Here is a 23,918-nt window from a genome sequence, read left to right as displayed (position 1 = left end):
CGGCTTTTTTCCTGCAACACCCCGACGGAGATGTCTGTGTTTGCCAACCTGCTGATCATTCTTGCCTCATCCCTGGTCGTCATTGCACTGTTCCGCCGGCTGCAACTGCCGCCGGTGCTCGGCTACCTGTGCGTGGGCCTGGCCGTCGGGCCAACCGCCCTGGACTGGGTCAATGACAGCGAAGACCTGCCAGACCTCGCCGAACTGGGCGTGGTGTTCCTGCTGTTTTCCCTGGGCCTGGAGTTTTCCCTGTCCAAGATGCTCAGCCTGCGCCGGGTGGTGTTTGGCCTCGGCAGCCTGCAAGTGTTGTGCTGCGCCGTGGTGCTGGGCGCCTTGCTGCTGTTGATGGGTATGTCGCCGGTGGCCGCATTGTTGCTGGGGGCAGGGCTCGCGCTGTCATCCACCGCGATTGTGAGCAAGGAGCTGACCAGCCTGGGGGAGATTTTCAGTAGCCATGGGCAAAACGCAATAGGCGTGCTGTTGTTCCAGGACGTGGTCGCGGTGCTGTTGCTGACCCTGGTGCCGGTGTTCGCCGGCAGCAGCGAGCAGGCCTGGTATTGGGCTCTGCCGCTGACCCTGGGCAAGACCGTGGTGCTGTTCCTCGGCCTGCTGCTTGCAAGCCGTTGGCTGCTGCCGCGCCTGTTCCACGAAGTGGCCGCCTCGCATTCGGCGGAGCTGTTCGTACTGCTGGCCCTGGTGATCGTGCTACTCACGGCCTGGCTCACGCACCTGCTGGGCCTGTCGCCGGCCCTCGGCGCGTTCCTGGCGGGCATGCTGCTGGGGGAAAGCCATTACCGGCACCAGATCGAAGCGGATATCCGACCGTTTCGCGACATTCTCCTGGGGCTGTTCTTTGTCAGTATCGGCATGCTGATCGACTTGCAGCTGTTCATCAGCCACAGCCTGCAGATCCTCGGGCTGACCCTGGCGCTGATGTTGATCAAGGGCTGCATCGTCGCCGCGCTGGTCAAGCTGCGCGGCAGCGACAGCGAAACCGCCTGGCGCAGTGGCCTGGCGCTGGCCCAGGGCGGCGAGTTCTGCTTTGCGCTGATGGCGCAGATGCAATTGAGCAATATGCTGCCCGGCGAAATCAGCAGCCTGCTACTGGCAGCGACGTTCTGCTCCATGCTGCTCACGCCCTTGCTGCTGCGGGCCGCGCCCGCGATCGCGCTGCGCCTGCATCGCAAACCCAACCAGCAAGTGCAACTGGAGGCCATCACCGCGCTCAATGCTGAGCTACGCGGGCATGTGGTGATCTGCGGCTATGGCCGGGTCGGTCAATCCATCGGGCGCTTCCTGCGCCGTGAACAACAAGCGTTCATTGCCCTGGACGATGACCCCGAGCGCGTGCAGGAAGCCGCCACCGAGGACAGCAGCGTGCATTATGGTGATTGCCGGCGCGGTGCCCTGCTCAGCGCCGTCGGCCTGGAGCGCGCGCGCCTGGTGGTGATTGCCGTGGACAATAGCGACGTGGCCCTGGCGGTGCTCAAGGAAGCACGGCGGATCAACCATAAAGTGCCGATCCTGGTGCGCACCCGCGACGACAGCCAGCTGACTGAACTGAAAGCCGCCGGGGCCAGTGAAGTGGTGCCCGAGCTACTGGAGTCAAGCCTGATGCTCGCCTCGCACGCGATGATCATGCTCGGCCTGCCCGACCAGCAGGTGCGCGACCGGGTCGACGAAGTGCGGCGCAACCGCTACCGCTTGCTCCACGGTTTCTACCAGCACACCGACGACAACCGTGCAGACCCGATCAATCCTGACTGACGGCGCCAATCTTATGGATCGACAAGTCCGCGCCGTAGTACTCCTCTTCCTGGCTCAAGCGCAGGCCGCAGATGCGCTTGAGCACGCCGTACACCAGCAACCCGCCAGCCAGGGCCACCACCACTCCCAGGGCGGTGCCGATCAACTGGCTGATCAGGCTTACGCCGCCCAACCCACCCAAGGCGCTCTGGCCGAAAATCCCGCAGGCAATCCCGCCCCACACGCCACACAGGCCATGCAGCGGCCAGACACCCAGCACATCATCGATCTTCCACCGGTCCTGGGCAGCGATAAAGCACCAGACGAACAAGCCGCCAGCCACCACGCCGGTAACCAGCGCGCCCACCGGATGCATCAGGTCGGAGCCCGCGCAGATCGCCACCAGCCCGGCCAACGGGCCGTTGTGCAGGAAGCCTGGGTCATTTCGCCCGATCACCAGTGCCGCCACGGTGCCGCCCACCATGGCCATCAGCGAATTGACCGCCACCAACCCGCTCACCCCGGACAAGGTCTGCGCGCTCATGACGTTGAAACCGAACCAGCCGACGATCAATATCCACGAACCCAGCGCCAGGAACGGGATGCTCGAAGGCGCGAACGCCACCAGGCGCCCATCGCGATAGCGGCCCTGGCGTGGGCCCAGCAGCAACACCGCCGCCAGCGCCAGCCAACCACCCATGGCGTGCACCACCACGGAACCGGCAAAGTCGTGGAACGTCGCACCAAAGGTCGCCAGCAACCAGGCTTGCAGGCCGAAGTTGCCATTCCACACCATGCCCTCGAAAAACGGGTAGATGAACGCCACGATCAACGCCGTGGCGCACAGCTGTGGAACAAAGCGCGCCCGCTCGGCAATCCCCCCGGAGATGATCGCCGGGATGGCCGCTGCGAAGGTCAGCAGGAAGAAGAACTTCACCAGGCCGTAGCCATGGTCGGCACTGAGCACCGCGGCCGGCTGCATAAAGCTGACCCCATAAGAGATCCAATAGCCTATAAAGAAATAGGCCAGGGTCGAGACCGCAAAGTCACTGAGGATTTTCGACAACGCGTTGACCTGGTTCTTCTGCCGTACCGTCCCGACTTCCAGGAACGCGAAGCCGGCATGCATCGCCAGGACCATCACCGCGCCGATCAGAATAAACAGCGTATTGGAGCTGTGGACCAAGGTGTCCACCGCGCTTTGCACATTTTCCATGGGGATTGGCAGGCCTGCAGTTGAGGAAAAAGCACCAAAGCAGTTCATCGCCCTACGATCGCGCACTAAATTGGCACTGCGTGCTCTACCCTTCTACAGAGGATATGAACCGCTTTGGCGCGACGGCTGTTGAAGACAGCAATGACTTGCGGGTTTTTCCACGGGTTTTAGTGATTTAGGGTAAGGTTTTTCAAGGCTTTGGCCGAAACCGCCCGCATTGCGCGCAAACCTTTGGGCTGGCGCACCATGGCAAAGCAAAAGCTGTACCAGACAATTGCAGTGAACCTTCAGCAATGCCGGCGACTCTCAAGCAAAACCCCGTTCAAGCACCAGACAGCCACTCACGGAGATAACCATGGCCAGAAAAACGGCGAAGACTGCTCAAGAAATACTGATGGAAGATTTCCAGACCCTGGTCAGCGATACCGAAAAGCTGCTGGATGACACCGCGATTCTGGCCGGTGACCAGGCTGATGAACTGCGCTCGAAGATCCACGACAGCCTGCTGCAGGCCCGGGAAACCCTGAAATTGACCGAAGATTCCCTGCGCGAACGCGGCAAGGCGGCGGTCACCGCCACCGAGGATTATGTACAGGCCAACCCTTGGCAATCCGTTGGCATCGCTGCCGGCGTGGGCTTTCTGATCGGCCTGCTGGCTACAAGGCGCTAATCATGTCTATCGGCGAAACCGGCTCGTCCACGGGCCCAAGTTCCTCATCGCGGCGCCTCGGCGCGGCTGTCCTGGGCTTGCTGCACAGCCATGTCGAGCTGTTCGGCATCGAGTTGCAGGAACAGAAGGCACGCACCGTCAGCCTGCTGCTGTTTGCCGGACTGGCACTGGTGTTCGCCCTGTTGCTGCTGGTGGGGTTGTCGGCGCTGGTCATGATCCTGGTCTGGGATACCTATCGCCTGACCGGGATCATCAGCCTATGCGTGTTTTACGTACTCGCCGCAGCGTTCTGCGGGTTGCGCTTGAAGGCCGCGGTGTTCGATGAATCCACGCCTTTCCACGCCACCCTCGAAGAGTTGGCCAACGACCGGGAGCGCCTGCTGCCATGAGCCTGACTGAACTGCCGCAAACCAATTCCCGGCGGGAAATGCGCAAGGCCTTGATCCGCCTGCGCATGGAAATGCACCGCCAGGAAATTCGCCACGAGTCCCAGCAATTGCTGCTGCCCTTGCAAAAAGTGCGCAACCTGGGCCAAAGCTGGCAGGACGGGTTCGGGATCAAGCATGCGCCGCTGTGGGGCGTCGCTGCTGTGACCCTGCTGGGATTCTTCACCGGCAAAGGCGCCAAGGGTGGCAGCATCGGCACCATGACCCGCCTGGTAAGGCTCGGTGCGGGGCTGATCCCCTTGATCAAGCTCGCGATGCAGGGTGCCTCCCGCAAGTCCTGAGACAATTGGCTGCATTCTTGCAAACGGATCAGGCCCGGTTCCCTCCCTACAGGTACCGGGCTTTTTTCATGCCGAAGCACCCTAAGGAGGCTCTGTGATTGACGGGCAACCGCTCGCCTGTTTCCAACCATTTATCGACACCGCCACCGGGCGCATTGCCGGGGTGGAAGCACTGGGCCGCCTGCGCCAGGCAGATGGTCAACTGCACTCGGTCGGCCCCCTGTTCGCCGATGCCCGCACGCCCACTTCGGCGCTGCGGCGCCTGGATCGCAAGATCCGCGACAACGCCCTGAGCCGCCTGCATGAGGCGCCTGAAGACTGGTTCCTGAGCCTCAATATCTCGCCACGCTGGATCACCCTGCTGCGACCGGGTCAAGCCCTGCCCAGCCTGAAACAGCTACAAGCCCATGACGTCGATCCAAAGCGCATCGTGTTTGAGATCACCGAACTGGGAGGCGACAGCCAGCGCCTGGCCGAGGTCGTCGCCCGCTACCGCGAGGCGGGAGCGCGGATTGCCATTGATGACTTTGGTGCCGGGTATTCCCAACTGGATCGGGTCCTTGCCCTGCGCCCGGATATCCTCAAGCTGGATATGCGCCTGTTCCAGGCAGCGGCCCTCGGCGGACCCAGCGGTGAGGTGGTGCGCGCCCTGGCGCAAATGGCGGAAAAAACCGGATGCTGGATCATTGCCGAAGGCGTGGAAACCGAAGCGCAACTGCGCTTTGCCCTTGAATGTGGCGCGCGGTATGTCCAGGGCTACCTGTTTGCCCAGGCGCAACTGGAGTGGTTCGCCGCCGACGCATTCGTCCCGCGTTTCGCCGTGCTGCGCCAGGCTTACGTGCAGCACAAACTGGCCGAGCGCGGGCGAATCATGCTGCTGCGCCAGCAACTGATCGAACTGATGCAGATCCTGCAGGGCTGGGCGCTGGCCCAGGAGCCTCTCAGTCAATTGCCCTGGCTGCCGGGCTTTCCCCGGCTGCTGCGGTTTTATCAGTGCGATCGCCACGGCACCCAACTGACCCCCAACTTCGAGTGGCGCCAGGATGCCTGGCAAGCCGACAGCCACTACCTGGGCCACAACTGGTCATGGCGCCCTTACTTCTATCACCTGCTGGCCGAAGGCTGGGAGGAACGCCGCTTGATTCTGTCCAGTACCTACCGCGATGCCACGACCAATCAATACTGCCTGACAGCAGGACAATTCTTCGATAACGGTCAGCGCCTGCTGTTAATCGATATTGACGCCGCCGGCCTGTAGTTTTTCGCTTGCTCCAGGCCCGCCGAACCGGGAAGCTGGGGGTCGACATTCATCCCACGGAGAGCCCTCGCCTTGGATTGGCCTACCCTGCTTACCCGCGAACGCCTTGGAAAACCGCTGCACAGCCCAGAAGAGCTGGGCCGCAGCCCGTTTCACAAAGACCATGACCGGATCATCTTCTCCGGGGCCTTTAGGCGCCTGGGCCGCAAGACCCAGGTCCATCCGGTGACCAGCAACGATCATATCCACACCCGGCTGACCCATTCGCTGGAAGTCAGTTGCGTGGGGCGCTCCCTGGGCATGCGCGTCGGCGAAACCATTCGCAGCGCCCTGCCTGACTGGTGCGACCCCAGCGACCTGGGCATGGTGGTGCAATCGGCCTGCCTGGCCCATGACATCGGCAACCCGCCGTTCGGCCATTCCGGCGAAGATGCGATCCGCCACTGGTTCCAGCAGGCAGCCGGCCGTGGCTGGCTGGACGACATGAGCAGCGCCGAGCGCAATGACTTCCTCAATTTCGAAGGCAACGCGCAAGGGTTCCGCGTGCTGACGCAATTGGAATATCACCAGTTCGACGGCGGTACGCGCCTGACCTACGCCACCCTGGGCACCTACCTCAAATACCCATGGACCGCCCGCCACGCCGACTCCCTGGGCTACAAGAAACACAAGTTCGGCTGCTACCAGAGCGAATTGCCGATCCTTGAACAGATCGCCCAGAAACTCGGCCTGCCGCAACTCGAGGAACAACGCTGGGCACGCCACCCACTGGTGTACCTGATGGAGGCCGCCGACGACATCTGCTACGCCTTGATCGACCTGGAAGACGGCCTGGAGATGGACTTGCTGGAGTACGCCGAGGTCGAGTCGCTGCTGCTGAACCTGGTGGGCGATGACCTGCCGGAAACCTACCGGCAACTGGGGCCCCAGGACTCCAGGCGACGCAAACTCGCGATCCTGCGGGGCAAGGCCATCGAGCACCTGACCAACGCCGCCGCGCGGGCGTTCGTCGAGCAACAGCAGGCGCTACTGGCCGGGACCTTGCAAGGCGACCTGGTGGAACATATGCATGGCCCGGCCAAACGTTGTGTACTGAATGCCAAGGACATGGCACGCAAGAAAATCTTCCAGGACAAGCGCAAGACCCTGCATGAGATCGGCGCCTACACCACCCTGGAGATCCTGCTGAACACCTTCTGCGGCGCTGCCCTGGAACAGCATGGCGGCCGTACTCCATCCTTCAAGAATCGACGCGTCCTGGATTTGCTGGGCAACAGCGCACCCCATCCTGACTGGCCGCTGCATCGCTCATTCCTGCGCATGATCGACTTCATCGCCGGCATGACCGATAGCTACGCCAGTGAGATGGCCCGGGAAATGACCGGGCGCTCCTACCCTCAATGACCCATGGCCCAGGCAGGTTTTCCTGCCTGGGCGCTTGCCTCGAAGAATCGACCTACGCAAGCACCAGAGCAGCCTGATCGAATTTGCCCCAACACCCGATGAATAATCACCCCTCTCTTATCCACCCCAGCGCTCAGCTCCTACATTCACGCAAACCCAAGATAGCCCAACGTCTTGCTCACAGGGCAAACAGACACAGGCACTGGCTGGCATCTTTGCGCCTACAGCTACTTCCACGGAACTTCCTATGCCCGAACGACAATTGCGCATCCTGCTGGTGGAAGATCACCCGTTTCAACTCCTGGCCATTCAGTGCCTGCTCAAGAGTTTCGGCTACGACCAACTGACACCCGCCGCAAATGCCGAGCAGGCAATCAAGTTGATGCGTACAACCGAGGTCCCCTTCGACGTGATGTTATGTGACCAATGCCTGCCCGACCTCACCGGGTTGGAGCTGGTGGAGATAGCCAGCCATGCAGGCTTTGTCAAAAGTGCTGTATTGCTAAGTGGCCTGCCCGCCCTCGAACTGGAATATTTGAAAACCCTGGCAATACAACGTGACTTGCGCCTGCTTGGATATTTGGCTAAGCCCTTGAACAAAGAAGCCTGGATCGAATTGATCAACCAATCAGCGCTAGCCCACGACTAACGAGTCCCCATCTGGCATTTACCCCCAAATCACCCGGCAAAGCTGAAGTACCCTACTGCATCAACATACCGAGAGCTGCCAAAGTAACTTTTCAAAATTTAACGTAGGACATTAAACGCATTCACAAATGAAATATCGCCCCCATCCCTCTTACAAATAACACTGCACAGCTTTCAAACCTTTCACCTAGGAAACTCTTACAACACGGCCAACAAAGCCTTAGCGCATTGTAGTCCAATACCTTTTTTATGGTAGGAATTTTCCTGTTTTATATCTGCTCAGCCTTCCCTTCATGCTCCTACCCTACCTTCTGAGCTAATGTGCGCGCTTATTTGCACTAGTATGGAATTGGCTCATGAATACAGTCTTTATTATTGACGACCACCCGGTTATTCGACTTGCAATCCGAATGTTGCTGGAACATGAAGGTTACAAAGTTGTCGGCGAAACAGATAACGGTTGTGATGCAATACAAATGGTCCGCGAATGTCTGCCAGACCTCATCATACTTGATATCAGCATCCCCAAGCTCGACGGACTGGAGGTTCTCTGCAGGTTCAATGCAATGAGTACTCCAATGAAAACGTTGATTCTGACCGCCCAGTCCCCGACACTTTTTGCCACACGCTGCATGCGTTCAGGAGCCGATGGTTATGTCTGCAAAGAAGGTGATCTGAGTGAACTACTAAGTGCCATCAGGGCTGTACTTTCAGGTTACAACTATTTCCCAAGTCAAGCATTGAACACCACCGGCGCCGAACTCGGCGAAAATGAAGAATTGAATCTTTTCAAGTCAGTCAATGACCGAGAACTTATGGTCTTACAACTTTTTGCACAAGGCCGTACAAACAAGGAGATTGCCAAAGGTATGTTCCTCAGCAATAAAACGGTCAGCACTTATAAAAAACGACTAATGCAAAAACTCAAGGCCAAGTCCTTGGTAGAACTTATCGAGATGGCAAAACGCAACGCGTTAGTGTGAGAAACAGGATGCCAAGGCGTTTAAAGGACTATCTAATCATTTTGAGTGCCGGGCTGTGCTTGAGTACAGCCGTGTCAGCCACTCAAACCGCTCCAGAACGCTACTCATTGCTGAGTCGTGCCGGTACCGTTCAGTTGGACACCCAACTGAACCCCACGCAGCGCCAATGGCTACAAAACAAACGTGAGTTGGTGCTGGGAACCTCGACACCCGACTACCCGCCCTTCGACATAACCGCCAGCGGCCACGATTACGAAGGTATTACTGCCGACTACGCGGGGATCCTGGCCAAAGCCCTGGCATTGCCCGTCACGGTGTTGCGCTACCCCTCGCGGGAGGCGGCCATCCAGGCGCTGGAAGACGGGAAAATCGACTTGCTGGGCAGCGCCAACGGATTTGAAGCGAGCAACGCCGACATTGTCCTGTCAACGCCCTACGCGGTCGACCAGCCGGTACTGGTCACCCGTGACGCAGAAACCCGCCCGCTCAATGACGGGCTGGCGGGCATGCGCTTGAGCCTTGTCTACCACTACCTGCCGCTAAAGGACGTCGAAGCGCTGTACCCGAATGCGATCATCCAGGTCTATCCGTCTTATTTGAATGCGCTGAACGCCGTGGCCTTCGACCAGGCCGACGTGTTCCTCGGCGATACTATTTCCACCCATTACATGATCAACAAGGGCTACCTGAAGAACATCCGCATGGCCACTTTCGGCAAGCACGAAGCCTACGGCTTCAGCTTTGCCATACACCGCAACCAGCAAACCCTGCTGGGCATCGTCGATGCGGTCCTGGCAGGCGTAGGGACCTACGAGCGGGAAAACATCGCCAAACGCTGGAGTGCGGGTAGCGATATCCTGTTGACCGACCACAAGCTGCAGTTGAGCCAACGTGAAGAGCGCTGGCTTAAGGACCACCCGGTGGTAAAAGTGGTCATCAACGGAACCCTCGCGCCACTGACGTTCATCGATTCCGACGGCCAGTTGCGTGGCATGACCGCTGACCTGCTGGAGTTGATACGGCTACGCACGGGCTTGCACCTGGAGTTCCAGAACACCCGTAACGTCAACCAAATGATCGAGCAGGTCGAAAACGGCAACGCCGATATTATTGCCGCCATCAGTCCCAGCCGCGAACGCGAAGCCAAGCTCGACTTCAGCCGTCCCTACCTGCAGAACTCCTACGTTCTACTGACACGCAAGGAGCCTGGAGCGCCCTCGACTCTTGAGCAACTAGCGGGAAAAAAACTCGCGATCACCGAAGGCAACCCCTTGGTGGACTATCTGCGCCGGGAGTATTCGCAGATCACCCTGGTGGAGGCCAGCGATACCTTCAAGGCCTCGGAAATGCTGGCCCAGGGGCATGTGGATGGGGCCGTCAACTCGTTGGTTGTCGCCAACTACTTCCTCTCATCCCATTTCTTCCAGGGCCAATTGCAGATCAGTTCGAGTATCGGTACACAACTGGCCTCGTTCTCCCTGGCCACCTCACGCAGCGCCACCGAACTGGCCTCGATCCTCGACAAGGCACTGCTGAGCATCGCGCCGGATGAACTTGGGGTGATCAACAACCGCTGGCGTGGCTACACAGCCGCATCCGACAGCTACTGGCGCAACTACCACCGCTTGATTATCCAGATCATCAGCGCCGCCGGGCTGCTGCTGCTTACATCCCTGGCCTGGAACGGCTATATGCGCCGGCAAATCAAGCACCGGCAGATGGCAGAGCGGGCCCTGAGCGATCAATACGAGTTCATGCGTGCCCTGGTCAATGAAACCCCGCACCCGATCTACGTGCGCGATCGCAACGGTTTGCTGCAGACCTGCAATGACAGTTATCTGCAGGTCTTCGGCGTCAAGCGCGAGGAGGTCATCGGCAAGAGTGTCATGCAGAGCAGCCTGGCCAGCGAGGCGCAAGCCAACCAGTATCATGCCGACTATCTGCGGGTGGTGGCCGAAGGCAAGCCGCTGATCGTTGACCGCCCGCTGCATATTCGCGGGCAACACCTGACGATCTACCACTGGATCCTGCCTTACCGTAACTCCGTTGGTGAGGTCCAGGGCATCATCGGCGGCTGGATCGACATCAGCGAACGTCGCCAATTGTTCGATGACCTGCGCGCAGCCAAGGACCGCGCCGATGAGGCCAATCGCGCGAAAAGCACGTTCCTGGCAACCATGAGCCATGAGATCCGCACCCCCATGAACGCGGTGATCGGCATGCTGGAGTTGACCCTCAAGCGTGCCGACCACGGGCACCTGGATCGCCCGGCCATCGAGGTGGCCTACAACTCGGCCAAGGACTTGCTGGAGTTGATTGGCGATATTCTCGACATCGCGCGCATCGAGTCGGGCCGCCTGAGCCTGGCGCCGGAGCGCGTCAACCTGCGCGAACTGATCGAGTCGGTAGTGCGAGTGTTCGATGGCCTGGCACGCCAGAAGAATCTCAACCTGCTGTTGGCGTTCAATCCCGGCGTCGACGAGCGTGACGTACAGATCGATCCGCTGCGCTTCAAGCAGATCCTCTCCAACCTGGTGAGCAATGCCATCAAGTTCACCGAACAGGGCGAGGTAAAGATCAAGGTGGATATCCAGGCCACCGGGCAGCCGCAGCAAATCCAGATGAAACTGGTGGTCGAGGACACCGGCATCGGTATCAGCCGCGACGACCAGCAACGCCTGTTCGAACCTTTTTCCCAGGCCGACAATTCCGGGCACCTGGCCAGGAGCGGCGCGGGTCTTGGACTGGTGATCTGTCGCAGTCTGTGCGAGATGATGGGCGGGCAACTGGCCTTGAGCAGCGTGCCCAGTGTCGGCACCCAGGTATTTGTCTCGCTGCAGATGACCAGCCTGGCACCTGCCTACCCGCTGATCGAGCTCAAGCCTGCGCCCCAGGATGCGGCAGCAATCCTGAATGTGCTGGTGGTGGACGACCATCCGGCCAACCGCCTGCTCATGTGCCAGCAACTGGGCTTCCTCGGGCACCGGTTCACCGCGGTCCAGCACGGCGCGGCGGGGTTCCAGGCCTGGCGCCAGGAACACTTCGACCTGATCATCGCCGACTGCAATATGCCGGTCATGAACGGCTATGAACTGGCCCGTGCGATCCGTGAACATGAACAACGGGAAAACATGCCGCCCTGCATCATCCTGGGCTTCACCGCCAATGCCCAGCCGGAGGAAAAACAGCGCTGCCGGGATGCGGGGATGAGTGACTGCCTGTTCAAGCCCATCAGCCTTACGACACTGGAGCGCCACCTGGCCGAGATCACCCCGCTGGCGCCAGCGCGGATCTTCGACCTCGATAGCCTGAACGCCCTGACTGGCGGAGATCCGTTGTTAAGCCGGCGCCTGCTGGAAGAACTGTTGAGCAGCAGCCGTCGTGATCGCGAGGAACTGATGGCATTGCTCGCACAAGGCGCTCACCAGGACCTGATCGACCAGGCCCATAAGATCAAGGGCGCCGCCAGGATCGTCCAGGCCCGCACGCTGGCCGAGCAATGCGAGATGCTGGAGCAGGCTGGCGAGGATGCGGATCGGGCCCAACTGGCCATCTGGGTCAAGGCCATCGAAAACGCCATGTGCGATCTTGAGCAAGTGCTGCAAGAGCAACTGGATACCCTCACCCTGTAGGAGCCGGTTTGCCGGCGATGGTCGCTAACGAAGACGTGGGGCACCTGACACCCCCACGCCATCGCAGGCAAGCCAGCTCCCACAGGCAATGCAGCTCATTCAGCAGGCAGTCAACCGCAGAAAAATTGCCGCCAGCCGCTCAATGCCCGCCTGATCCTCTTGCCTGAAACGCGCCAGTTTCGGACTGTCCAGGTCCAGCACCCCAATCAACCTCCCATCCTTGACCAAGGGCACCACCAACTCGCTGTTGGAAGCACTGTCGCAGGCAATATGCCCAGCAAACGCATGTACATCCTCCACCCGCTGGGTTTGCCGCGAAGCCGCCGCCGCACCACACACCCCTCGACCAAACGGAATCCGCACACAGGCGATCTGCCCCTGGAAAGGCCCGAGGACTAGTTCCTCATCACGGTTGAGATAAAAGCCCGCCCAGTTCAAGTCATCTAGCTGGTTGAACAGGAACGCCGAAAACTGCGCCGCGTTGGCGATAAAGTCACGCTCATCGGCCAGCAGCGATTCCAGTTGCGCACAAAGCATGGCGTAGCCATCAAGGCCGCTGCCCGCCTTCTGTAAATCGATCATGGCTGGCGCTCCAGTAATTTAAGGCCCACCCAGTACCGGGCGAATTGGTAGGCGCACCGGCCGTTGCGATTGCCGCGACCCGTGGCCCAGCGCACCGCAAGGATGTCGAGGGCTTCATCGCGCTGCCACGGCAAACCCGCCTTGTTCGCCAGCTCGCCGATCCAGTGCTCCACCACGTCCAGGAAGTGTTCCTGGGTGAACGGGTAGAACGACAACCACAGGCCAAAACGGTCGGACAAGGCGATCTTGTCTTCCACCGCCTCACTGGGATGCAACTCACCATCCACACGTTTCCAGTTGTCGTTGTCGCTCTGGTTTTCCGGCACCAGGTGACGACGGTTGGAGGTCGCGTAAAGCAACACGTTTTCCGGGGCCTGCTCCAGCGAGCCGTCGAGCACGCTCTTGAGCACACGGTAGTCGCCTTCGCCAGCCTCGAACGAGAGGTCATCGCAGAACAGGATAAAACGCTGCGGCAGCTTGAGCAGTTGCTCGACCACACGCGGCAGATCGGCCAGGTGGTCACGCTCGATTTCGATCAGGCGCAAGCCGGCCTTGGCATGCTGGGCCAGCAAGGCGCGGACCATCGACGATTTGCCTGTGCCACGCGACCCCCAGAGCAACGCATGGTTGGCGGGCAGGCCGTCGAGAAACTGCTGGGTATTGCGCGCCAATTGCTCGCGCTGTTTGTCGACACCGATCAGGTCGGACAGGCGCATATCCAGGCTGACTTCCAGGGGCAGCAAAAAGCCGCTGCGCCCCTCGCGCTGCCAGCGGGCCGCCAGGCAGTGGTTCCAGTCAACAGCCACGCGAGGTGCGGGCAACAGGGGTTCCAGACGAGCAAGCACCGCATCGGCCCGCTCAAGAAAGGCATTCAATCGAGAATCCATGACTATTCCTGTGGCAAGTTCTTGAAAAAGATGGCGTATTGGCAACCCTGACGCAGTTGCCAGACGGCTGCACCTTAAAAAACGATTCATACCGGGCAAGGCTGGCGCTGAGGATGTTCAGCTATGCTTGCCGGGCGAAGGGAAACGTGAAGTGGCTCAGCACCCAATGGATATCAAGTTCGCCCACCGCTTGTCTTATAAACAAGCCAGACTGACTGTGCTGGTTGGTTTCGTGTTGGGAACCTTACTCAGCCTGATCCAAATCGGCATTGATTATGCCAGCGAAGACGCGTCCATCAACCGTGAAATACACGCGCTGCTTGAAATCAGTCACAACCCCGCCTCACGTATTGCCTACAACATCGACGCCGAACTGGCCCAGGAGTTGACCCTGGGCCTGCTGCACTCCCCCGCCATCACGCGGGCACAGTTGGTCGACAACAATGGCCTGGTGCTGGCTGACGTTGATCGGCCCCGCAAGGAGAGCAGCTACCGTCCTATCAGCGACTTTTTGTTCGGCGCCAACCGCCAGTTCGAAGACCGCCTGTACCTCACCCATATGCCCGGCGAATCCCTCGGCGTGTTGCGCCTTGACGTCGACACCTACGCATTCGGCAGCCGATTCCTACGTCGAGCAGAGATCACCCTACTCAATGGCTTTGCTCGTAGCCTGATCCTGACCGGCATCCTCCTGGGCCTGTTCTACGTGATGCTGACCCAGCCCCTGGTGCGGATCATCCGTGAGTTGAGCACCCGCAGCCCCGGCAGCGCGCCCCTGGCTCGCCTGGATTGCCCGCCGGGGCACGAACACGATGAGATCGGCGTGCTGGTCAACGTCGCCAACCAACAGTTCGAGAACATGGAGACCGAAATCCAGCAGCGGCGCCACGCCGAGGACCGCCTGACCGAGTACCTTGGCCAGTTGGAGGACATTGTTTCGGCGCGTACCACCGAACTCAAGGCGATCAACCACCGGCTAAGCCAATCCAACGAAGAGCTGGAGGCCTCGAAAATCAACGCCCTGGGCATGGCCCAGGCGCGTGCGGCGTTCCTTGCCAACATGAGCCATGAAATCCGCACCCCGCTCAATGGGCTGCTTGGCATGATCGCGCTGTCTCTGGACAGCGCGCTGAACGCCGAGCAGCGCCAACAATTGTCGATCGCCCATGACTCCGGCAAGGTTTTGGTAGAACTGCTTAACGATATTCTCGACCTGTCCAAGTTTGACGCCGGGCAACTGGAACTCGAAAGCATCCCCTTCGACCTCGGCTCCCTGGTGGAAGACACCGCCAACCTGTTGTCGCAGAACGCTGCGCCCAGCGTGGAGTTGACCTGCCTGATCGATCCGCAGTTTCCTGCCCAGGTCGTGGGTGATCCGACGCGGGTCCGGCAGATTGTCAGTAACCTGCTGTCCAATGCCTTGAAGTTCACCCGGTTCGGTCGCGTCGATGTGCGTCTCAGTGCGCAACCCGACGGCGTGCGCATCGAAGTGTGCGACACCGGCATCGGCATTGCGCAGGAAGCCCAGGCGCGGATCTTCAAACCCTTCACCCAGGCGGGCGCCGGCATTACCCGCCAGTTTGGCGGGACCGGCCTGGGGTTGGCGCTGACCCACAATCTTTGCGAAGCCATGCGCGGTCGGCTGACCATCAGTTCGGAAACCGGCTTCGGCAGCCAGTTCTGCGCCGAACTGCCACTTCCTGCACACACCCCAGCGACACGACTGGCGCCATTGAGCGGTGAAGTCGCGGTGATTACCGGGGCCAGCAGCGGGCTGGCAGAACTGCTGCACACCCTGTTGCCGCACTGGGGGCTGACGCCGCACTGCTACACCATCGACGATGACTTGACGGGCCTGGCACCGGACATCCTGATCACCGACTGCCCCGAATGCCTGTTCCGCCTGCGGCCGACCGTCAGCGCTCCGATCCTGCTGGTCACCGCCTACGGCAATTTCATGCCCAGCGAAGAAGTGGCCGCCCTGGCGCCGCTGCAACAGCAGGCGCGCCCGCTGAGTCGCACGGCGCTGTATCAGGTCTTGCACCGTACCCTGCGCGCCGACAGCGAAATCGTCCTCGACCTGGCCCAATTGGAGACCAGCCCGGTTGCCCATCGGGCGCGTATCCTCTTGGTGGAGGACAACCCGGTCAATCAACTGGTGGCCAAGGGCATGCTCGGCAAGCTGGGCTGCGAGGTGGTGGTCGCGGCCCATGGCGGCGAGGCGCTGAAGCAGCTGGAAGAACAACGTTTCGATATGGTGCTGATGGACTGCAACATGCCGGTCATGGATGGCTACGAGGCGAGCCGGCAGATTCGCCGCAGCGGGCGCTGGCCGCAGCTGCCGATCGTCGCGCTGACCGCCAATGCCCTGGCCGAGGAACGCGAACGGTGCCGGGCCGCCGGCATGAACGACTACCTGGCCAAACCCTTTCGCCGCGAAGAACTCAACGCCCTACTCGACCTCTGGGTGCCGACTACGACAAATCTGTGATCTGCCGGAGCAACTGGTCCAGGCCATGGCGCAGGGTGTCCGCCTGGCTCAGGTCCACGCCGCTGTCGCACAACAAGCGAGCCTTCAGCGGCTGGACGCGCTCACGCAGCGCCTGGCCCGCTTCGGCAAGGCTCAAGTGCACTTCACGCTCATCATGGGTACTGCGCCGGCGCGTGATCAACGTCAGTTGCTCCAGGCGTTTGAGCAGCGGCGTCAGCGTTCCGGAATCGAGTAACAGCCGTTCCCCCAGCGCCTTGACCGTCGGCTGCGGCGGGGCAGCGGCGTGCCACTCCCACAACACCAACATCACCAGATATTGCGGATACGTCAGGCCCAACTGGTCGAGCATTGGCTTATAGGCCCGTGTCACCGCCCGGGAGGCGGCGTACAGTTTGAAGCACAGCTGGTCATCCAGGGCCAGGGATACGGCAGGCAAGTCAGTCATTTGAGCAGCGCTTCGATCTCTTGGGTCAATTCCTGGGGTTTGGTGGTCGGGGCAAAACGCTGGACCACCTGGCCGTCGCGGCCGATCAAGAACTTGGTGAAGTTCCACTTGATGCCCTTGGAACCCAGCAGGCCCGGCGCGCGCTGTTTGAGTTGCACAAACAGCGGATGGGCCTCGCCCCCGTTGACATCGACCTTCTTGAACAGGGGGAAACTGACGCCGAAATTCAGCTCGCAAAACTCGGAAATAGCCCCCTCGTCACCCGGCTCCTGCTTGCCGAACTGGTTGCACGGAAAGCCCAGCACCACCAGGCCCTGGTCCTTGTACTGCTGCCAGAGCTGCTCCAGGCCTTTGTACTGCGGAGTGAAGCCGCATTTGCTGGCGGTGTTGACCACCAGGATCGCCTTGCCGGCGAAATCCGCCAGGGTCTTTTGCTCGCCCTTGATGGTGGTGCAAGGGATGGACAGCAGGTTATCGCTCATGAGATCGCCTCGGACACAAAGAAGAACATGAAACATAGTGTACGATTAAATTGCATGCAATTTAATTGACCAGACTAATGACTCGACATCACCCCGTAGGAACCGGCTTGCCGGCTCCTACGAGGGGCATGGTGTCAGCGTGGAACCAGGTCCAGGCACACCGAGTTGATGCAATAGCGCAGGCCTGTAGGCGGCGGGCCATCAGGGAACACATGGCCCAAATGCGCATCGCACTTGGCACAGGTCACTTCCGTACGGATCATCCCGTGGCTCACGTCACGAATCTCAATCATCGCGCTATCAGCAATCGGCTCATAAAAACTGGGCCAGCCACAACCGGCATCGAACTTGGTCTTCGAGTCGAACAGCGGCTCATTGCAGCAAATGCAGTGATACACGCCATCGGTCGTAGTGGCGTTGTACTTGCCAGAAAACGGCCGCTCGGTGCCCTTGAGACGGCACACCTGATACTGCGCCGGGTCGAGCATTTCCCGCCATTCATCCAGGGTTTTATCCAACTTTTCCATCAATGCACCTCGACAACTGAAAAAGCCTGATCTGTGTCTTTTCCATGGATCAGGCGGCACGTATGATTGCGCCTCTTCAAAGCGCCAGTCTGGCACCCGCGTTATCGGCATTCAAACGTATTTATGGGTCAGGCCACACGCAGGATTCCCAGCACGGTAGTCTTCACATCGTCTGGATCGTTCATTTTCGGGATCACATCGCCATGCAGGTCAGCAAATCGAACAAGCTCGCCAACGTCTGCTACGACATTCGCGGCCCAGTGCTCAAGCACGCCAAGCGCCTGGAAGAGGAAGGCCATCGCATCCTCAAGCTGAACATTGGCAACCCGGCGCCCTTTGGTTTCGAAGCACCGGACGAAATCCTCCAGGACGTGATCCGCAACCTGCCCACCGCCCAGGGCTACAGCGACTCCAAGGGGTTGTTCAGCGCGCGCAAGGCAGTCATGCAGTACTACCAGCAAAAGCAGGTAGAAGGGGTTGGTATTGAAGATATCTACCTGGGCAATGGTGTCTCCGAGCTGATCGTGATGGCCATGCAGGCCTTGCTCAACAACGGCGACGAAGTGCTGGTGCCGGCGCCTGACTACCCGCTGTGGACCGCTGCCGTGACCCTGGCCGGTGGCCATCCGGTGCATTACCTGTGCGACGAGCAAGCCAACTGGTGGCCGGACCTGGCCGATATCAAGGCCAAGATCACGCCCAACACCAAGGCGCTGGTGATCATCAACCCGAACAACCCGACGGGCGCGGTGTATTCCAAGGAAGTGCTGCTGGGCATGCTCGAACTGGCGCGCCAGCACAACCTGGTGGTGTTCTCCGACGAGATCTACGACAAGATCCTCTACGACGACGCCGTGCACATCTGCACCGCCTCCCTGGCCCCGGACCTGCTATGCCTGACCTTCAACGGCCTGTCCAAGTCCTACCGGGTCGCGGGCTTCCGTTCCGGCTGGGTCGCCATCTCCGGGCCCAAGCACAATGCCCAGAGCTACATCGAAGGCATCGACATGCTGGCTAATATGCGCCTGTGTGCCAATGTGCCGAGCCAGCACGCGATCCAGACCGCCCTGGGCGGCTACCAGAGCATCAACGACCTGGTGCTGCCCGCCGGCCGCCTGCTGGAGCAGCGCAACCGCACCTGGGAGTTGCTCAACGATATTCCCGGCGTCAGTTGCGTCAAACCCATGGGCGCCTTGTACGCGTTCCCGCGGATCGACCCGAAAGTCTGCCCGATCCACAACGACGAGAAGTTCGTCCTCGACCTGTTGCTCTCGGAAAAGCTGCTGGTGGTCCAGGGTACGGCGTTCAACTGGCCGTGGCCTGATCACTTCCGCGTGGTGACCTTGCCCCGTGTGGATGACCTGGACATGGCCATCGGCCGCATCGGCAACTTCCTGAAGTCCTATCGCCAGTGACCTCGCTTTCGCTGTACGACCCACAAGAGGTCGTACAGCGAGTATCTGGCAACACATCTACGCGCCACACTGGCAGAAACACCCGTTGGCTTCACTCTCGTCCCTTTTATCCTGCACTTTCCAGTAATCACGGGGCCCAACGGCTTACGGAGGGGAATTTCCATGGGCATAAAGCCTCGGAAAATCCCTGCAAGGTTCTACATTCGCGCTGTAGGACACAGTTTGAAATAGTCGCCCGGTTGAATAGCCCACTGCCGCACCTTATATACCCCGCAGTACGCGACATATTAAGCATGAGGAGAATTCTACAACCATGATGCGCATCCTGCTGTTCTTGGCCACTAACCTGGCGGTCGTGCTGATTGCCAGCATCACCCTGAGCCTTTTCGGCTTCAACGGGTTCATGGCGGCCAACGGGGTTGATCTGAACCTCAATCAGCTGCTGGTTTTCTGTGCCGTCTTTGGTTTTGCCGGCTCGATCTTCTCGCTGTTCATCTCCAAGTGGATGGCGAAGATGAGCACCAGCACCCAGATCATCACCCAGCCGCGCACCCGGCATGAGCAATGGCTGCTGCAAACCGTCGAGCAACTGTCCCGCGAAGCCGGGATCAAGATGCCTGAAGTCGGGATCTTCCCGGCCTACGAGGCCAACGCCTTTGCCACTGGCTGGAACAAGAACGATGCTCTTGTTGCCGTCAGCCAGGGTTTGCTCGAGCGTTTCTCGCCCGACGAAGTGAAGGCCGTGCTGGCCCACGAGATCGGCCACGTCGCCAACGGTGACATGGTTACCCTGGCACTGGTGCAGGGCGTGGTGAACACCTTTGTGATGTTCTTTGCGCGGATCATCGGCAACTTTGTCGACAAGGTGATCTTCAAGAACGAAGGCGGCCAGGGTATCGCCTACTACGTGGCGACCATCTTTGCCGAACTGGTACTGGGCTTCCTCGCCAGCTCCATCGTGATGTGGTTCTCGCGCAAACGCGAGTTCCGCGCCGACGAAGCCGGTGCCCAACTGGCCGGTACTGCCGCGATGATCGGTGCCCTGCAACGCCTGCGCTCCGAACAGGGCCTGCCAGTGCACATGCCTGACACCCTGAATGCCTTCGGCATCAACGGTGGCGTCAAGCAAGGCCTGGCGCGGATGTTCATGAGCCACCCGCCACTGGAAGAGCGGATCGACGCACTGCGTCGTCGCGGCTGACAGCCAAAGGGTAGAAAAAGGGGCGACTGAATCGCCCCTTTTTTGTGGGTGCGTGTTTTACCGCTGCGCCAACTGGTAAACCCGCTCCTCAAGGCGCGTGACACCGCCCTGGGCGAACTTCGGGCTCTCGGCCAGGATATCCCGCTGCTCCAGGACGCTCAGGCGCCAGCGTCCTGCCAGCAGCCTCCGGACTTCCTCATCACTGACCGCAAACGGCGGCCCGGCCTTCAGGGCCTGCTCATAATCCAGGCTGATCAACAGGCCACTTTGCACCTGGGGCGCAATCGCCTGCAAATGCGCGGCATAGCGCTCACGCATCAACGGCGGCAAGGCAATCAGCGCCGCACGGTCATACAGGGCGGCGCACCCTGCCACATTTTCACGGCTCAATTCGAAGAAATCGCCGCACCACAGCTCGATAGTGCCGGCCTGATAAACCTTGAAACTGCCCCGCTGGCTGACTTGTGCAGCCAGGCACTGCTCCTGGAAAAACTCCTCCACGGCCTTTTCCGACAGCTCCACACCCAGGACCCGGCAGCCCTGCTGCGCCAGCCACATCAGGTCCAGACTCTTGCCGCACAGCGGCACCAGCACCCGGGCCCCGCTGACCAACCCCAGCCCCGGCCAGTGTCGCTGCAAATAGGGATTGACCTCAGGCAGGTGAAAGCCGATCTGATTACGTGCCCAGCGGTCATGCCAAAAGGTGGATTCCATGAATAGCCCAGAAAATTCGATCAAATGGCGCTAAAACTTATATTAGATTTAGATCAATGATCTGATTAAAGATGGTCCCATCTTAACCTTGAGGACCCTGCTCATGCTGCCCAGCCTGTTTATTTCCCACGGCTCGCCCATGCTTGCCCTACAATCTGGCGCCAGCGGGCCGGTTCTTGCACGCCTGGCCGCCACCCTGCCCCGCCCCAAAGCAATCGTTGTGATGTCCGCACATTGGGAAAGCCGTGAACTGCTGGTCAGCGCCAGCCCTGCCCCAGAGACCTGGCACGACTTCGGTGGTTTCCCTCGCGAGCTGTTTGCGGTGCAGTATCCAGCGCCCGGCGATCCGGCACTGGCGCAACAGATCGTCGAGCTGCTCGCCGCCGATGGCCTGCCCGCCCGCCTAGACCACCAGCGCCCGTTCGACCATGGCACCTGGGTGCCGCTGTCTTTGATGTACCCAACGGCCGATATCCCTGTGGTGCAGGTCTCCCTGCCCAGCCACATGGGTCCGACGCTGCAAACCCGAATCGGCCAGGCATTGCGCAGCTTGCGCGAACAAGGCGTGTTGTTGATCGGCTCGGGCAGCATCACCCATAACCTCGGTGAGCTGGACTGGCGGGCCGGCCCGGAAAGCATCGAGCCCTGGGCACGAGAGTTCCGCGACTGGGTCGTCGACAAACTCGACACCCAGGATGAAGCCGCCTTGCACGACTACCGCCGCCAGGCGCCCCACGCGGTGCGCAGCCATCCCAGCGATGAGCACTTATTGCCGCTGTACTTCGCCCGCGGCGCGGGTGGGCAGTTCAGCGTGGCCCATCAGGGGTTCACCCTGGGCGCGTTGGGGATGGATATCTATCGCTTTGATTAGCCGCGGCTTTTTGTAGGGGCCCGGTAAAACCCAGGCATAAAAAATCCCCGAACCAGTCGGGGATTTTTTATGTTCGATCAATCAACCCAAGGGTCGATCAATCTTCGCGATAGCGACGCAGCTTGAGCTGCTTGCCAGCAACACGGGTGTCCTTCAGCTTGGCCAGCAATTTCTCCAGGCCATCTTCCGGCAGCTCCACCAGGGAGAAGCTGTCACGCACCTGGATGCGACCGATCGCTTCACGTGCCAGGCCACCCTCGTTGAGGATAGCGCCCAGCAGGTTCTTGGCAGCGATGCCATCACGCGCGCCCAGCGCGGTACGGCAGCGAGCACGGCCTTCGGCCAATGGAACCGGAGCACGACGCTCACGATCGCCACGGTCCGGACGATCACCGGTACGCTCTGGACGATCACCGCGCGGAGCGTTGTTCGGCACCAGTGGACGTTCTTTTTCGATCGCGGCCAGAGTCAGGGCCTGACCGTTGGTAGCCTTGCGCAGCAGGGCCGCAGCCAGGGCACGCGGGGTGCAACCGATATCGGCGGTCAGGCGGTCCAGCAGGTCGCCGTGGGTCGATTCAGCGTCAGCCACCAGCGGCGACAGGCTGTTGGTCAGTTTCTTGATGCGCGCATCGAGAACAGCCTGGGCATCCGGCAGACGGACTTCAGCAACTTTCTGACCGGTTACACGCTCGATCACTTGCAGCATGCGGCGCTCACGTGGAGTCACCAGCAGCAGTGCACGACCTTCGCGACCGGCACGGCCAGTACGGCCGATACGGTGAACGTAGGACTCTGGATCGTACGGCATGTCCACGTTGAACACGTGGGTGATACGCGGAACGTCGAGACCACGAGCCGCTACGTCGGTCGCCACAACGATGTCCAGACGGCCATCCTTGAGGGAGTCGATCACGCGCTCACGTTGGTTCTGGGCAATGTCACCGTTCAGCGCAGCGGCTTTGTAGCCTTTGGCTTCCAGGGCACTGGCCAGGTCCAGGGTCGCTTGCTTGGTGCGCACGAACATGATCAGGGCGTCGAAGTCTTCGACTTCCAGCAGGCTCAATACAGCCGAGGTCTTCTGGTCAGCGTGAACCAACAGGTGAGCCTGTTCGATCGCGGTAACGGTCTGAGTCTTGGTCTGGATCTTCACGTGTTGCGGATCGCGCAGATGGCGTTCGGCAATGGCGCGGATAGACTGTGGCAGGGTAGCCGAGAACAGTACGGTCTGACGGGTCGGTGGCAGTGCCTTGAAGATGACTTCCAGGTCATCCATGAAGCCCAGCTTCAACATTTCGTCAGCTTCGTCGAGAACCAGGTGGTTCACGGTCGACAGTACTTTTTCGTCACGGCGCAGGTGGTCGCACAGACGGCCCGGGGTGGCGACAACGATCTGTGCACCATTACGGATTGCTTTCAGTTGTGGGCCCATAGGCGCGCCGCCGTAAACGGCCACAACGGTAACGCCTGGCATTTGCTTGGCGTAGGTTTCGAAAGCGGTTGCTACTTGCAGCGCCAACTCACGGGTTGGCGCCAGGATCAGGGCTTGCGGCTCGCGCTTGGCAGGATCGATGCAGTGCAGGATAGGCAGGGCGAACGCGGCGGTTTTACCGGTACCGGTTTGCGCCTGGCCAATCATGTCTTGGCCGGCCATGATGATCGGGATCGATTGCTGCTGAATAGCCGAAGGTTCTTCGTAGCCGGTCGCAATGACGGCAGCAAGAATGTTCGGGTTAAGATTAAAAGCGGCGAAGCCGCCGGTTTCCTGGGTCATGGGTCTGCCTCTAAGTGCATCCGCAAAGACCCATGCTCCAAAGCTGCGCATGCCGTGTTGAGACTCAAGAGTCGCCCTGGCTGCTTTGTCGGCGGGGATTTGCGAAAACGAATGAATGAAAAAGATTCGTCAAGGGAGAGTCCGCTGTGCGGACGTGCAGCCGAAGCTGACTTCGGGGAATTGCGCTACCTAAACGCGGCCCGGTTAAAGGCCGGCGCGCACTATACCGGAAATCCCTGAAAAAGGGA

21 protein-coding genes are annotated in these 23,918 nt (G+C 60.2%); 13 read left to right on the top strand and 8 right to left on the bottom strand.

The annotated features are described in order from the left end of the window. Positions 1–30: 30 nt before the first annotated feature. Positions 31–1,767, top strand: a complete 1,737-nt coding sequence (locus tag HBO12_RS17705; protein WP_178123760.1) for a cation:proton antiporter — start codon at positions 31–33, stop codon at positions 1,765–1,767. Here the strand turns inward: HBO12_RS17705 and HBO12_RS17700 are convergent. Beyond that, positions 1,754–2,962, bottom strand: coding sequence for an ammonium transporter (locus HBO12_RS17700; RefSeq protein ID WP_169952608.1), 1,209 nt, complete (start codon positions 2,960–2,962; stop codon positions 1,754–1,756). The two genes, HBO12_RS17705 and HBO12_RS17700, sit on opposite strands and share 14 nt — an antisense overlap. 355 nt (positions 2,963–3,317) lie before the next feature. Between HBO12_RS17700 and HBO12_RS17695 the strand changes: the two genes are divergently transcribed. The 8 genes from HBO12_RS17695 to HBO12_RS17660 all read left to right on the top strand — a co-directional run bounded on the left by HBO12_RS17695 (position 3,318) and on the right by HBO12_RS17660 (position 12,284). Then, positions 3,318–3,632, top strand: coding sequence for an ElaB/YgaM/YqjD family protein (locus tag HBO12_RS17695; RefSeq protein ID WP_029298079.1), 315 nt, complete (start codon positions 3,318–3,320; stop codon positions 3,630–3,632). A gap of 2 nt (positions 3,633–3,634) precedes the next feature. Beyond that, on the top strand, positions 3,635–4,021 hold the full coding sequence (locus tag HBO12_RS17690) for a phage holin family protein (protein WP_169952610.1): 387 nt from the start codon (positions 3,635–3,637) through the stop codon (positions 4,019–4,021). Next, positions 4,018–4,359, top strand: coding sequence for a hypothetical protein (locus tag HBO12_RS17685; RefSeq protein WP_170042825.1), 342 nt, complete (start codon positions 4,018–4,020; stop codon positions 4,357–4,359). The genes HBO12_RS17690 and HBO12_RS17685 overlap by 4 nt, the downstream gene beginning before the upstream one ends. A 94-nt stretch (positions 4,360–4,453) precedes the next feature. Then, entirely contained in the window at positions 4,454–5,617 is a 1,164-nt protein-coding gene (locus HBO12_RS17680) for an EAL domain-containing protein (protein ID WP_170042824.1), read from the top strand. Positions 5,618–5,689: 72 nt separating this feature from the next. Next, positions 5,690–7,021, top strand: a complete 1,332-nt coding sequence (locus tag HBO12_RS17675; RefSeq protein WP_169952616.1) for a deoxyguanosinetriphosphate triphosphohydrolase — start codon at positions 5,690–5,692, stop codon at positions 7,019–7,021. Between the two features lie 247 nt (positions 7,022–7,268). Next, positions 7,269–7,670 (top strand): response regulator, encoded by a 402-nt coding sequence (locus tag HBO12_RS17670; RefSeq protein WP_169952618.1) that lies wholly within the window; start codon positions 7,269–7,271, stop codon positions 7,668–7,670. Between the two features lie 355 nt (positions 7,671–8,025). After that, positions 8,026–8,652, top strand: a complete 627-nt coding sequence (locus HBO12_RS17665; protein WP_169952620.1) for a response regulator transcription factor — start codon at positions 8,026–8,028, stop codon at positions 8,650–8,652. An 8-nt stretch (positions 8,653–8,660) separates the two neighbouring features. Continuing rightward, entirely contained in the window at positions 8,661–12,284 is a 3,624-nt protein-coding gene (locus tag HBO12_RS17660) for a transporter substrate-binding domain-containing protein (protein ID WP_170042823.1), read from the top strand. Between the two features lie 99 nt (positions 12,285–12,383). Here the strand turns inward: HBO12_RS17660 and HBO12_RS17655 are convergent, their stop codons facing one another. Together HBO12_RS17655 and HBO12_RS17650 are read right to left on the bottom strand one after the other, a co-directional pair. Further along, positions 12,384–12,866, bottom strand: a complete 483-nt coding sequence (locus tag HBO12_RS17655) for a GAF domain-containing protein (protein ID WP_170042822.1) — start codon at positions 12,864–12,866, stop codon at positions 12,384–12,386. Beyond that, complete coding sequence (locus tag HBO12_RS17650) at positions 12,863–13,753, bottom strand: ATP-binding protein (protein WP_170042821.1); 891 nt, start codon at positions 13,751–13,753, stop codon at positions 12,863–12,865. Before HBO12_RS17650 ends, HBO12_RS17655 begins: the two co-directional genes overlap by 4 nt. Positions 13,754–13,919: 166 nt before the next feature. Here HBO12_RS17650 and HBO12_RS17645 point away from each other — a divergent pair, with 166 nt between their 5' ends. Continuing rightward, positions 13,920–16,244, top strand: coding sequence for a hybrid sensor histidine kinase/response regulator (locus HBO12_RS17645; RefSeq protein WP_169952863.1), 2,325 nt, complete (start codon positions 13,920–13,922; stop codon positions 16,242–16,244). On the opposite strand, the gene HBO12_RS17640 is transcribed toward HBO12_RS17645, so the two are convergent. The 3 genes from HBO12_RS17640 to msrB form a co-directional block, all read right to left on the bottom strand. Further along, entirely contained in the window at positions 16,228–16,689 is a 462-nt protein-coding gene (locus HBO12_RS17640) for a MarR family winged helix-turn-helix transcriptional regulator (protein WP_169952628.1), read from the bottom strand. The two genes, HBO12_RS17645 and HBO12_RS17640, sit on opposite strands and share 17 nt — an antisense overlap. After that, positions 16,686–17,171, bottom strand: a complete 486-nt coding sequence (locus HBO12_RS17635; protein ID WP_169952630.1) for a glutathione peroxidase — start codon at positions 17,169–17,171, stop codon at positions 16,686–16,688. The genes HBO12_RS17640 and HBO12_RS17635 overlap by 4 nt, the downstream gene beginning before the upstream one ends. 134 nt (positions 17,172–17,305) lie before the next feature. Further along, the gene (gene msrB / locus HBO12_RS17630; RefSeq protein ID WP_029298046.1) at positions 17,306–17,698 is read right to left on the bottom strand and encodes a peptide-methionine (R)-S-oxide reductase MsrB; all 393 of its coding nucleotides are present in this window, start codon (positions 17,696–17,698) and stop codon (positions 17,306–17,308) included. 203 nt (positions 17,699–17,901) lie between these two features. Here msrB and HBO12_RS17625 point away from each other — a divergent pair, with 203 nt between their 5' ends. Together HBO12_RS17625 and htpX are read left to right on the top strand one after the other, a co-directional pair. Continuing rightward, the gene (locus HBO12_RS17625; protein WP_029298044.1) at positions 17,902–19,113 is read left to right on the top strand and encodes a pyridoxal phosphate-dependent aminotransferase; all 1,212 of its coding nucleotides are present in this window, start codon (positions 17,902–17,904) and stop codon (positions 19,111–19,113) included. 313 nt (positions 19,114–19,426) lie between these two features. Beyond that, positions 19,427–20,314, top strand: a complete 888-nt coding sequence (gene htpX, locus HBO12_RS17620) for a protease HtpX (RefSeq protein WP_029298042.1) — start codon at positions 19,427–19,429, stop codon at positions 20,312–20,314. A gap of 57 nt (positions 20,315–20,371) precedes the next feature. Here htpX and HBO12_RS17615 read toward each other — a convergent pair whose 3' ends face one another. Beyond that, a complete protein-coding gene (locus HBO12_RS17615; protein ID WP_170042820.1) occupies positions 20,372–21,028 on the bottom strand; it encodes a thiopurine S-methyltransferase in 657 nt (218 codons plus the stop codon). Between the two features lie 103 nt (positions 21,029–21,131). Here HBO12_RS17615 and HBO12_RS17610 point away from each other — a divergent pair, with 103 nt between their 5' ends. Beyond that, a complete protein-coding gene (locus HBO12_RS17610) occupies positions 21,132–21,899 on the top strand; it encodes a DODA-type extradiol aromatic ring-opening family dioxygenase (protein ID WP_170042819.1) in 768 nt (255 codons plus the stop codon). A 97-nt stretch (positions 21,900–21,996) separates the two neighbouring features. Here the strand turns inward: HBO12_RS17610 and HBO12_RS17605 are convergent, their stop codons facing one another. Further along, a complete protein-coding gene (locus HBO12_RS17605; protein ID WP_017136163.1) occupies positions 21,997–23,670 on the bottom strand; it encodes a DEAD/DEAH box helicase in 1,674 nt (557 codons plus the stop codon). Positions 23,671–23,918: the final 248 nt, after the last annotated feature.

The organism is Pseudomonas sp. WS 5059 (genome assembly GCF_012985525.1).
In the GTDB taxonomy this organism is placed as follows: Bacteria; Pseudomonadota; Gammaproteobacteria; order Pseudomonadales; family Pseudomonadaceae; genus Aquipseudomonas.
The sequence above is the reverse complement of the archived record's forward strand: the minus strand, read 5'-3'. Positions and strand labels throughout refer to the sequence as shown.

Bases quoted from the DNA above. Each gene is read 5' to 3' on its own strand.
- HBO12_RS17700 (WP_169952608.1), bottom strand. From the start codon at position 2,962: ATGGAAAATGTGCAAAGCGCGGTGGACACCTTGGTCCACAGCTCCAAT.
- HBO12_RS17690 (WP_169952610.1), top strand. From the start codon at position 3,635: ATGTCTATCGGCGAAACCGGCTCGTCCACGGGCCCAAGTTCCTCATCG.
- HBO12_RS17705 (WP_178123760.1), top strand. From the start codon at position 31: ATGTCTGTGTTTGCCAACCTGCTGATCATTCTTGCCTCATCCCTGGTC.
- HBO12_RS17655 (WP_170042822.1), bottom strand. From the start codon at position 12,866: ATGATCGATTTACAGAAGGCGGGCAGCGGCCTTGATGGCTACGCCATG.
- HBO12_RS17660 (WP_170042823.1), top strand. From the start codon at position 8,661: ATGCCAAGGCGTTTAAAGGACTATCTAATCATTTTGAGTGCCGGGCTG.
- HBO12_RS17665 (WP_169952620.1), top strand. From the start codon at position 8,026: ATGAATACAGTCTTTATTATTGACGACCACCCGGTTATTCGACTTGCA.
- HBO12_RS17640 (WP_169952628.1), bottom strand. From the start codon at position 16,689: ATGACTGACTTGCCTGCCGTATCCCTGGCCCTGGATGACCAGCTGTGC.
- HBO12_RS17635 (WP_169952630.1), bottom strand. From the start codon at position 17,171: ATGAGCGATAACCTGCTGTCCATCCCTTGCACCACCATCAAGGGCGAG.
- HBO12_RS17625 (WP_029298044.1), top strand. From the start codon at position 17,902: ATGCAGGTCAGCAAATCGAACAAGCTCGCCAACGTCTGCTACGACATT.
- HBO12_RS17650 (WP_170042821.1), bottom strand. From the start codon at position 13,753: ATGGATTCTCGATTGAATGCCTTTCTTGAGCGGGCCGATGCGGTGCTT.
- HBO12_RS17695 (WP_029298079.1), top strand. From the start codon at position 3,318: ATGGCCAGAAAAACGGCGAAGACTGCTCAAGAAATACTGATGGAAGAT.
- htpX (WP_029298042.1), top strand. From the start codon at position 19,427: ATGATGCGCATCCTGCTGTTCTTGGCCACTAACCTGGCGGTCGTGCTG.
- HBO12_RS17685 (WP_170042825.1), top strand. From the start codon at position 4,018: ATGAGCCTGACTGAACTGCCGCAAACCAATTCCCGGCGGGAAATGCGC.
- HBO12_RS17605 (WP_017136163.1), bottom strand. From the start codon at position 23,670: ATGACCCAGGAAACCGGCGGCTTCGCCGCTTTTAATCTTAACCCGAAC.
- HBO12_RS17670 (WP_169952618.1), top strand. From the start codon at position 7,269: ATGCCCGAACGACAATTGCGCATCCTGCTGGTGGAAGATCACCCGTTT.
- HBO12_RS17645 (WP_169952863.1), top strand. From the start codon at position 13,920: ATGGATATCAAGTTCGCCCACCGCTTGTCTTATAAACAAGCCAGACTG.
- msrB (WP_029298046.1), bottom strand. From the start codon at position 17,698: ATGGAAAAGTTGGATAAAACCCTGGATGAATGGCGGGAAATGCTCGAC.
- HBO12_RS17615 (WP_170042820.1), bottom strand. From the start codon at position 21,028: ATGGAATCCACCTTTTGGCATGACCGCTGGGCACGTAATCAGATCGGC.
- HBO12_RS17610 (WP_170042819.1), top strand. From the start codon at position 21,132: ATGCTGCCCAGCCTGTTTATTTCCCACGGCTCGCCCATGCTTGCCCTA.